Origin of the sequence: Sphingopyxis sp., from assembly GCF_036402335.1 — a bacterium.
Taxonomy (GTDB): domain Bacteria; phylum Pseudomonadota; class Alphaproteobacteria; order Sphingomonadales; family Sphingomonadaceae; genus Sphingopyxis.
This window is the reverse complement of sequence record NZ_DASWTD010000122.1, coordinates 1-6,276: the sequence shown is the minus strand read 5'-3', so window position 1 is coordinate 6,276 and position 6,276 is coordinate 1. Positions and strand designations below refer to the sequence as shown.

The 6,276-nt window shown below is 64.4% G+C and carries 8 protein-coding genes; 5 read left to right on the top strand and 3 right to left on the bottom strand.

Annotated features, from left to right (window positions below):
• Positions 1 to 165: 165 nt before the first annotated feature.
• Genes VGD20_RS03710 through VGD20_RS03700 form a run of 3 tightly spaced genes read right to left on the bottom strand, consistent with a single transcriptional unit; the run spans position 166 to position 1,227 of the window.
• Positions 166 to 387: a helix-turn-helix transcriptional regulator gene (locus VGD20_RS03710; protein ID WP_331133156.1), complete on the bottom strand. Its 222-nt coding sequence runs from the start codon at positions 385 to 387 to the stop codon at positions 166 to 168.
• Complete coding sequence (locus VGD20_RS03705; protein ID WP_331133155.1) at positions 380 to 805, bottom strand: DUF2178 domain-containing protein; 426 nt, start codon at positions 803 to 805, stop codon at positions 380 to 382. The genes VGD20_RS03710 and VGD20_RS03705 overlap by 8 nt, the downstream gene beginning before the upstream one ends.
• Before the next feature lie 2 nt (positions 806 to 807).
• The gene (locus tag VGD20_RS03700; RefSeq protein ID WP_331133154.1) at positions 808 to 1,227 is read right to left on the bottom strand and encodes a hypothetical protein; all 420 of its coding nucleotides are present in this window, start codon (positions 1,225 to 1,227) and stop codon (positions 808 to 810) included.
• Between the two features lie 128 nt (positions 1,228 to 1,355).
• On the opposite strand from VGD20_RS03700, the gene panB reads away from it, so the two are divergent.
• From panB to VGD20_RS03675, 5 genes are all read left to right on the top strand, one after another.
• Entirely contained in the window at positions 1,356 to 2,219 is an 864-nt protein-coding gene (gene panB / locus VGD20_RS03695) for a 3-methyl-2-oxobutanoate hydroxymethyltransferase (RefSeq protein WP_331133153.1), read from the top strand.
• Positions 2,220 to 2,342: 123 nt separating this feature from the next.
• Entirely contained in the window at positions 2,343 to 3,146 is an 804-nt protein-coding gene (locus VGD20_RS03690; RefSeq protein ID WP_331133152.1) for a tetratricopeptide repeat protein, read from the top strand.
• A gap of 1 nt (position 3,147) precedes the next feature.
• The gene (locus tag VGD20_RS03685; protein ID WP_331133151.1) at positions 3,148 to 4,482 is read left to right on the top strand and encodes a PQQ-binding-like beta-propeller repeat protein; all 1,335 of its coding nucleotides are present in this window, start codon (positions 3,148 to 3,150) and stop codon (positions 4,480 to 4,482) included.
• A 48-nt stretch (positions 4,483 to 4,530) separates the two neighbouring features.
• On the top strand, positions 4,531 to 5,913 hold the full coding sequence (der, locus tag VGD20_RS03680; protein WP_331133150.1) for a ribosome biogenesis GTPase Der: 1,383 nt from the start codon (positions 4,531 to 4,533) through the stop codon (positions 5,911 to 5,913).
• A complete protein-coding gene (locus VGD20_RS03675; protein WP_331133149.1) occupies positions 5,903 to 6,127 on the top strand; it encodes a sulfurtransferase TusA family protein in 225 nt (74 codons plus the stop codon). Before der ends, VGD20_RS03675 begins: the two co-directional genes overlap by 11 nt.
• The last annotated feature ends 149 nt before the right edge of the window (positions 6,128 to 6,276 follow it).

Genomic DNA, 6,276 nt, shown 5'->3' with positions numbered 1-6,276 from the left:
CCGCGCCGATCGCCAGCGCAACAAATGTCGAACAGCTCAACGAACTGCTTGGCAGCATGACGCTTGAATTGAGTCCCGAACATCTGGCGGCACTAAGCGCAGCCTGAAGTCCGGCCCGACGCCACCGGGGAGGGGCGAGGGCCGGACCCGCGCGGCCACGCTGTCTCAATCGCTGGCGTCATTCCACTGGAACACAGCTTCGAGCGGCTTGTCGAAGATGCGGGCGATGCGGAACGCGACCTCGAGCGAGGGTGAGTATTTCCCCTGTTCGATTGCCGCGATGGTCTGCCTTGTAACGCCGACGCGATCACCGAGGTCACCCTGCGTCATCTCGCCGGCCATGAAGCGCAGCGTGCGGATATCGTTGGTGAAGGGCGGCTTAGCCATGCCAGCCCCTCCGATAGCTCGTCACGATGACCAGCAGGCCGATCAGCTCGGCGATGACGATCGCGAACAGCGCGGTGTTGACGATCTTCATCGGCGGTTCGGTGAAGGGCATGACGACCCCGACGAGGATCGTGCCGGTCAGCAGGATGTAGTAGGATATCTTCGCGCCGCGTGCAGCGATCGCGCGGTCGCGCTCGTCGACGCGCGACGGCGGCAGTTTGCGGGCGCCGATCGCGAGCCAGACATGGCCGGCGATCACCACCACCGCTTGCGTCGCGGCGATGGTCCCGAACAGCCACAGCATCGCAAACTTGTCGTATCCCGCCGGATGGCCCGCGAGGATGAGCCCGAAATAGAGGCCGTAAGCGAGCAGCATCGCGACCAGCATCAGCCAGCTTTTCTTTTCGGTATAGGTCATTGTCATTCCCCCAGCCGGTAGGCCGCGACTTGCGTCACGAGGCGGACCAGTTCGGCCGCGACGATCGCGGCGAGCAGGCCGTTGAGCACGACCGCCAGATCCGCCGTCCAATAGGCGAGGGCGAAGCTGCAGGCCGCCCCGACGATCAGCACATAATAAGCGCGCGTCGATGCCCGGCGGGTGATGTCGCGGTCGCGTTCGTCGGCGGGCGCATTGGCATCGCGCGGACGGTAGATCGCCAGAGCGACGGCCGCGACGGTCAGTGCCATCGTCATCGCGACGGCAACGACAAGAAGCAGTCCGCCCTGCGCTGCGAGCGCCGGCACGCCCCGCAAGCCCCAGGGGTAAACCGCAGCATACCAGCCGAAGGCGAGCGCGATCACCGCAATCGTCAGCCAGTCGATTTTTTCGCGAAAGGTCATTGGCGAATCTCCGAATGTTCGTTCTGCATGACCTAATGTTAAAAATATATAACATTGAGTCAAGATTAATTGACATTGCGCCTGTTGGACCTTTCGCTTGGGGTCTCGAAGGGCTAGACCCCCGCGCCATGTCCACGCTCCCGAAAACGCTCACCTTCGACACTTCGACCAGCCGCGCGAATCCGACGCCGCAGCCGATGAAACGCCTCACCGTGCCGCGGATTCGCCAGCGCAAGGGCGGCGAACCGCTGGTGATGCTCACCGCCTATACCGTCCGCATGGCGCAGCTGCTCGACCCGCATTGCGACATGCTGCTAGTCGGCGATTCGCTGGCGCAGGTGATCTACGGCTTGCCGCACACCGTTGGCGTCACGATGGAGATGATGGCGCTGCACGGCGCCGCCGTGGTACGCGGCAGCTATCACGCCGCGGTAATCGTCGACATGCCGTTCGGTAGTTATGAGGGGAGTCCGCAGCAGGCGTTCGACAACGCCGCGCGGCTGCTCAAGGAAACCGGAGCCGCGGCGGTGAAGGTCGAGGGGGGCAAGGTGCTCGCGCCGACGATCGAGTTCCTGACCCAGCGCGGCATTCCGGTGATGGGCCACGTCGGGCTGACGCCGCAGGCGGTCAATATTCTTGGCGGTTATGGGGTGCGCGGCAAGAGCGAGGAGGAAGCGCGCTCGATCGTCGAGGATGCGGTCGCCGTCGCGCAGGCGGGCGCTTTTTCGATCGTCATCGAAGGTGTCCTCGAATCGATCGCGATCGAGATCACGAACAGGGTTGATTGCCCGACGATCGGTATCGGCGCATCGGCGCAGTGCGACGGTCAGGTGCTGGTTACCGACGACATGCTCGGCATGTTCGACCGCGTCCCCAAGTTCGTGAAGCGCTATCAGGATATGGCGGGCGTTATCAACAGCGCGGTCAAGGATTATGCGGACGAAGTCAGGTCCCGTTCATTCCCGACAGAGGATCAGACCTACGCTGGTTGAAGTCCCGGCGGCGGCAGGATCGGGGCCAAGTGAATCGCTTGGCCTTTTTCGGCGCCGTCGCTAAGGAAGCGGCCGGTGCTTTGCTGAAGGCTGGGCGCCAATATTGAGTTTATGGAGGTTTGATTGGCCCTGAGCCCGACGAATGATGCCGCGCTGTTGCAGGAAGTCGACGAAGCGGTCCGCAAGGACCGGCTCGATACGATCATGCAGCGTTATGGCCGCTGGATCATCGGCGGCGTCCTCGCCGCCCTGCTCGCGTTCGGCGGCTATCTTTTCTGGAGCCACCAGCGGGAGGTCGCGCGCGGCGAACAGGCTGAGGAATTGATCGCGGCGTTCGAAAAGCTGGGGACCAACCAGCCTCGTGCGGCCGCAACTGAGCTTCAGAAGCTCGCCGTCGAAGGCGATCCCGCCTATCGCGCGGTTGCCGAGATGCAGCAGGCAAACATCAAGGCGCAGACCGGCGACTTGAAAGCCGCCGCCGCGTTGATGGCGAAGGTTGCTGCCGACACCAAGCTCGACCCGGCGCTGCGTGACCTTGCGCTTATCCGCCAGACCGCGTTCGAATATGACACGCTGAAGCCTGATGTCGTGATCGCGCGCATGAAGCCGATAGTCGATGCCAAGGATCCGGCGTCGAGCTGGTTCCCCAGCGCGGCCGAACTGTCGGCTAGCGCGCATTACCAGCTCGGCCAATATGACAAGGCCGGTGCGCTCTATGCCCGCATTGCCAAAACGCCGAAGGTTGCCAAGTCGCTCGAATCGCGCGCGGTCCAGATGGCAGGCATGCTCGGCGTTGACGCCGTGGCCGACCGCGCGGCGGACAGCGCCGCAGCCGAAAAAAATGCGGCGACGCAAGGCGCCGGGGACCAGAAAGGCGATGCCGCGCCGAAGGCAGCGGCTGCCGCAAAAGTTGAGGAAACCGAATAATATGCGGAAAGCGTACTTTGCAATGGCCGCGGTGCTGGTGGCGCTGCCGCTCGCGGGCTGCGGCGTGTTCAAGGGCAACGGCGGGCCGAAGACGCCGACCGTCGGTGACCGCGTGTCGATCCTGTCGAACGACAACAGCATCAAGGTCGATCCGGTTACGGCCAGCATTGCTGTCGTCCTGCCCGAACCGGCGGTCAACACGGCCTGGTCGCAATCGGGCGGCAACGCGTCGAAATCGATGGGCCATCCGGCGCTCGGTGCGACGCGTAGCCAGTTGTGGCAGGCCAGTATCGCCGGCAGCAACAACAAGCAGCGCCTCGCCGCTTCGCCGGTCATCGCCGACAACCGCCTGTTTGCGGTTGGCACCGACGCAGTGGTCACCGCCTTTGCCGCCGATACCGGGGCGCAGCTATGGCGGACGGCGATCGGCAGTACCGCGAAAGATTTCAAGGATTCGCTGTTCGGCGGCGGTGCCGGGGTCGACGGAACCGTCGTCTATGCGACGAGCGGCGCGGGCGACGTCGCGGCGCTGAACGTCGCCGACGGTTCGGTAATCTGGAAGGTGAAGCCCGCGGGACCGCTGCGCGGCGCGCCGACGATCGCCTTTGGCGGCGTCTATGTGGTCAGCCAGGACAACCAGATTTTTGCACTCAACGCGACCAATGGCGCGGTGCTGTGGCAGGCGACGGCCTCGCTGGAACCGGGCAGCGTCTTCGGTGCGGCTTCACCAGCGGCAGGGCAGGGGACGATCGTCGCCGGCTTCTCGTCGGGCGAGGTGCAGGCCTATCGATACGAAAACGGCCGTGACCTGTGGGAAGATGCGCTGGCGCGCACCTCAATGGCGCTGTCGGTTTCGACGCTTACCGACGTCGATGCCGATCCGGTCGTCGATCGCGGCCGCGTCTTTGCGCTGGGTCAGGGTGGCCGCATGGCGAGCTACGAACTGCTCACCGGTCAGCGCAGCTGGGAAATCTCGATCGCCGGTATCTCGACACCCTATGTCGTCGGCGAATGGGTCTATGCGATGACCGACGACGGCAAGCTCTTGTGCGTCGCGCGGGGCACCGGGAAGGTCCGCTGGCTCCAGCAGCTCGCGCGCTTCCGTGTCGAAACCGAAAAGAAGAAGAAGGATCCGATCCGCTGGACCGGACCGATTCTCGCGGGCGGCCGCCTGATCGCGGTGAACAGCGAAGGGATGCTGCAGGAATTCTCGCCGACCGACGGTTCGCTGCTGGGGTCGACCGAGTTCAAGACGCCCCTGTCGCAGTCGCCGGTGGTTGCGAACAATATTTTGTATATCTTGGCAGACGACGGGCGCATCACGGCCTGGCGCTGACAAGCGTCCGGGCCGGGGCGGCCCGGATCAATACAGGGATTAGATTTCATGTCGCGATTTGCGACGATCGCCATTGTGGGCAGGCCCAATGTGGGCAAATCGACGCTGTTCAACCGGCTGGTCGGCAAGCGCCTGGCGCTGGTCGATGACCAGCCGGGCGTCACGCGCGACCGGCGCGAGGGCGACGGCGAATTGCTCGGCCTGAAATTCACTATCGTCGATACCGCGGGTTTCGAAGATTATGACGCGGCGACGCTGCCTGGCCGGATGCGCGTGCAGACCGAAAAGGCGGTGCGCGAAGCCGACGCCGCACTGTTCATGATCGACGGCCGCGCCGGAGTGACCCCGCTCGACGAGGAAATCGCGCGCTGGCTGCGCAGCGAGGACACGCCGATCATCCTCCTCGTCAACAAGGCCGAAGGAAAACAGGGCGAAGACGGCCTGATGGAAAGCTATTCGCTCGGCTTCGACAATCCGATCGCGCTGAGCGCCGAGCATGGCGAGGGCGTCGTCGACCTGTTCGACGCGCTGCGCCCGATCATCGAGACGTATGACGCGGCCGAAGCCGAGGCTTCGCCGCCGCCGTTTGAAGGCGACGAGGACGCGCCGCTCGGCCCGATGAAGCTTGCGATCGTCGGCCGGCCGAATGCGGGCAAGTCGACGCTGATCAACCGCATGATCGGCGAGGATCGCCTGATCACCGGACCCGAAGCGGGGATCACGCGCGATTCGATCCGCGTCGACTGGCAATGGGAAGACGGCGGCGAGATTCACGAGATCCAGCTGTTCGACACGGCCGGGATGCGCAAACGCGCGAAGGTGGTCGACAAGCTCGAAAAGCTGTCGGTCGCCGATGCGCTGCATGCGGTCGATTTCGCCGAAGTCGTCGTGCTGTTGCTCGACGCGACCAAGGGGCTGGAGGCGCAGGATCTGCGCATCGCCGACCGGGTTTTGCAGGAAGGCCGCGCGCTCATCGTCGCGCTCAACAAATGGGACATTGCCGAGGATCCATCGTCGCTGTTCAACGGCGTTCGCGGTGCGCTCGACGACGGCCTGTCACAGGTCAAGGGCGTGCCCGTGCTCAGTATTTCGGGCGCGACGGGCAAGGGCATCGATACGCTGGTTCGCGTCGCCTTCGAACAGCGCGCGATCTGGACCAACCGCGTTTCGACCGCGCGGCTCAACCGCTGGTTCGAAGGCGCGGTCGAGAGCAATCCGCCGCCGGCGCCCGGCGGCAAACGCATCAAGCTGCGCTATATCACGCAGGCGCGCACGCGGCCCCCGACCTTCGTCGTCTTCGGGACGCGCACCGACAGCTTGCCGGGAAGCTATGAGCGTTATCTGGTCAATGGCATGCGCAAGGAATTGGGGTTCCAGGGCGTCCCCGTGCGGCTGAATTTCCGCAATTCGCGCAATCCCTATGACGAATAGCGCATCGACGCTGGTCGTCGATGCACGCGGGATGCGTTGCCCCTGGCCCGCGCTGCGGCTGGCGCGCGCGATGCGCGAAGCCGCCGACGTCCTGCTGATCGCCGACGATCCGCAGGCGGGACGCGAAGTGGCGGTGCTCGCGGACGAACATGGCTGGCAGGTCGAGGGTGACACCGCGGCCGATGGCGAAGGGCGCTGGCGCGTCCGCCGCTGACCCAAAAAGGGGCGACTTTTGTCTCGGCGCATTCCCGCCGTAACGTCTTTTTTACCGAACTTGGGCATGGATCGGCTGGGACCACGGCCGAATTTGAACACCAAGGGACAGAGCATTGGACGAAATCCTGGTCGATTGGGATGAGTTTC